Source organism: Frateuria sp. (assembly GCF_013362045.1).
Taxonomy (GTDB): domain Bacteria; phylum Pseudomonadota; class Gammaproteobacteria; order Xanthomonadales; family Rhodanobacteraceae; genus Frateuria_A.
Window position 1 is genome coordinate 1 of the sequence record NZ_JABFWW010000009.1, and the last position, 2792, is coordinate 2792.

The following is a 2792-nucleotide window of genomic DNA, read 5'->3' on the forward strand; positions in this document are numbered from 1 at the left end:
TCCAGCACACGCTTGCCGCGTTCACGCGCTTGCGCCGGCTCGCATCTGTGCTGGTCGTGGTCGCGCCGGGCTACGACCGGCTCGCCTCGGGCGAAGGCTACGAGGTGGTGCCCTGCGGTGGGTCGACACGGGCCGCGAGCGTGGGCGCCGGCCTGGAGCAGCTCGCGGCGCGCGGGGCATCCGACCACGACTGGGTGCTGGTGCACGACGCGGCGCGCTGCCTGGTCCAGCCCGAGTGGATCGACACCCTGATCGACACCTGCGAGCACGATGCCGTGGGCGGCCTGCTCGCGCAGCCGCTCACCGACACGCTGAAGCAGGAGGAGGGCGGCCGCGTGCAGGGCACGCTGCCGCGGCGTGGCAAGTGGCTGGCGCAGACGCCGCAGATGTTCCGCGTGGGCGAGTTGCGGCGCGCGCTCGTGCAGGCGGGCGCCGAGGTCACCGACGAGGCGTCGGCTATCGAGGCGCTCGGGCTGCGGCCGATGCTGGTCGCGGGCAGTGCGCAGAACATCAAGGTGACGTGGCCGGAGGATTTCGCGCTGGCCGCCGCCGTGCTGGGGAGCAGGTCCGCATGACGATGCGCATCGGTGAAGGCTGGGACGTGCATGCACTGGTGCCCGGGCGTGCGCTGGTGATCGGCGGCGTGGCGATTCCGTACGACCGCGGGCTGCTGGGACATTCCGACGCCGACGTGCTGCTGCACGCGATCACCGACGCGCTGCTCGGCGCCGCGGGGCTGGGCGACATCGGGCGCCACTTCCCCGACACCGATCCGCGCTTCAAGGGCGCCGACTCGGTGCTGCTGCTGGAGGAAGCCGCGCGCCGCGTGGGCCAGGAAGGCTGGTCGATCGTCAACATCGACAGCACCGTGGTCGCGCAGGCGCCGAAGCTGGCACCGCACATCGACGCCATGCGGGCGCGCATCGGCAAGGCGCTGGGCTTGGCGCCCGCACAGGTCAACGTGAAGGCCAAGACCGCCGAAAAGCTGGGGCCCGTGGGCCAGGGCCAGAGCATCGAGGCCCGGGCGGTCGTTCTGCTGTCAGCCACCGCGGGCTGAGACCGCCTTGCCCTTGCGCCGGCGCACCGCCGGCAGCACGTACCAGAAGGCGCTGAACACCACGAGCGCGGCGACGCCGCCCACCAGGGCTTCGCGCGCATCGTCCATCGTCGCGAGCACGACGACGAAGATGTCCAGCGACAGCCCCAGCATCAGCGGCAACATGCCCCAGGTGAGCAGCCGCGACGACAGGTCGATCAGGCTGCGCGAGACCTGCCCGCGCTCGGACATGCGATGGCAGGCGGCGGGTGCCATCAGCATCGCGATGGCCACGGCCAGCATGGCCAGCCCGGCCACGTAGGCGGCCACGCCCGAAGGCGGCAGGTCCTCGAAGCGGTTGTTGAACACCGCCATGGTCTGGAAGCCGAACAAGGCCTGCACGCCGGGAATGACCATGCGGGCCTCCTCGACGACGTTGCGCATCTCGTCCTTCAGGGATTCCTGTTCCACCTGCGGCGCCATGGCGTCATCGTGGACTGCGCGCCGTGGCCCAGCGGTAGGACGCCCTTGCCGGGCGTCGTCAGCGTGGAGCGCTGGTGGCTTCGGTCAGCTGACCGTCTCGGGCGATTCGGACGGCTCGACCGTGTCGTGCACGGCGCCGCTGCGCGGCTTCTGCAGCTTGATGTGGGCGGCCAAGCCGCCTGACGTGGTGTTGGCCAGCGCGAAGATGCCGCCCATGCGCTGCACGGTCTTGTCGACGATGGCCAGGCCGAGGCCGGCGCCGGTCGCGGCCGTCCGTGCAGCGTCGCCGCGGAAGAACGGCTTCACCAGGTTGGGCAGCGCTTCCGGCGCGACACCCATGCCGTGGTCGCGCACCTTCAGCAGCACCCACTCGTTGCGCGACTTGGCGGCGATGTCCACCACCGCGATGCCGGTCTCCGGCGTCTTGCCGTAGCGGCGCGCGTTCTCCAGCAGGTTGGACACCACGCGTGCCAGTTCGACCTCGTCGGCCAGCACGTAGAGCGCCTTGCCGACATCGACGTTGATGCGCATATCGCCCTGGTCCTGCACCGCGTAGACGCAGGCATCGATGACGTCGCGCAGGCACACCGGTTTGAGCTCGGCGTGGTCGGGCCGCGCGTAGTCGAGGAACTTGTCGATGATGGCATCGAGCTGGTCGATGTCGGCGGCCATGTGGTCGCGGGCATCGGCGTCGGTGACGCTCATCTCGGTTTCCAGGCGCAGGCGGGCCAGGGGCGTGCGCAGGTCGTGCGAAATGCCGGCCAGCATCACGGCACGGTCCTGCTCGATCTTGGCCAGCTGCTGGGCCATGCGGTTGAAGCCGATGTTGACCTCGCGGATCTCGCTGGTGACGGCCTTCTCGTCGAGCCGGCTGGCGTCGAAGTCGCCGTCGCGCACGCGGCTGGCGGCGAACGACAGCTGCTTGAGCGGACGGTTGATCAGGCGGGCGATGACGGCCGCGCCAGCAAGGGACAAGCCTGCGGCCGTGATCAGCCAGATGAGCCAAGTCCGGCCGCCCACCTTGGTGAAGCGGTTGCGGTCCATCAGCAGCCAGTAGGCGTCGGAGTCGATCTTGACGCCGACCCAGAATCCCTTCTCGCCGTTCACCGCGGAGGCCAGCACGGTGCCCGGCCCCAGGCGCGACACCAGTTCGTCGGCGACGCGCTCATCGAGCGACGTAGCATCGACGGTCATGTACACGTCGGTGGGCTTGCTCGGCAGGATGCGCACGCCTTCCTGCTCGGCCAGCGTCTTGATCAGTGAGACCCGCGCA

General features: G+C 70.1%; 4 protein-coding genes. 2 read left to right on the plus strand and 2 right to left on the minus strand.

Features of this window, described 5'->3' with window-relative positions; translation table 11 throughout:
- On the plus strand, positions 1-575 hold a 575-nt coding region (locus tag HOQ08_RS00260), incomplete at its 5' end, for a 2-C-methyl-D-erythritol 4-phosphate cytidylyltransferase (protein ID WP_291189775.1).
- A 2-nt stretch (positions 576-577) separates the two neighbouring features.
- Positions 578-1057 carry a 2-C-methyl-D-erythritol 2,4-cyclodiphosphate synthase gene (gene ispF / locus HOQ08_RS00265; RefSeq protein ID WP_343203800.1) on the plus strand — a complete coding sequence of 160 codons (480 nt, stop codon included), beginning with the start codon at positions 578-580 and terminating at the stop codon, positions 1055-1057.
- Here ispF and HOQ08_RS00270 read toward each other — a convergent pair.
- On the minus strand, positions 1040-1519 hold the full coding sequence (locus HOQ08_RS00270; protein ID WP_291189781.1) for a DUF6328 family protein: 480 nt from the start codon (positions 1517-1519) through the stop codon (positions 1040-1042). The two genes, ispF and HOQ08_RS00270, sit on opposite strands and share 18 nt — an antisense overlap.
- Before the next feature lie 84 nt (positions 1520-1603).
- Positions 1604-2792: ATP-binding protein (locus HOQ08_RS00275; protein ID WP_291189784.1), on the minus strand; the 1189-nt coding region annotated here is incomplete at its 5' end.

What these genes read in the sequence shown, in the direction of transcription:
- HOQ08_RS00270 (WP_291189781.1), bottom strand. Translation starts at nt 1,519, where the DNA reads ATGGCGCCGCAGGTGGAACAGGAATCCCTGAAGGACGAGATGCGCAAC.
- ispF (WP_343203800.1), top strand. Translation starts at nt 578, where the DNA reads ATGCGCATCGGTGAAGGCTGGGACGTGCATGCACTGGTGCCCGGGCGT.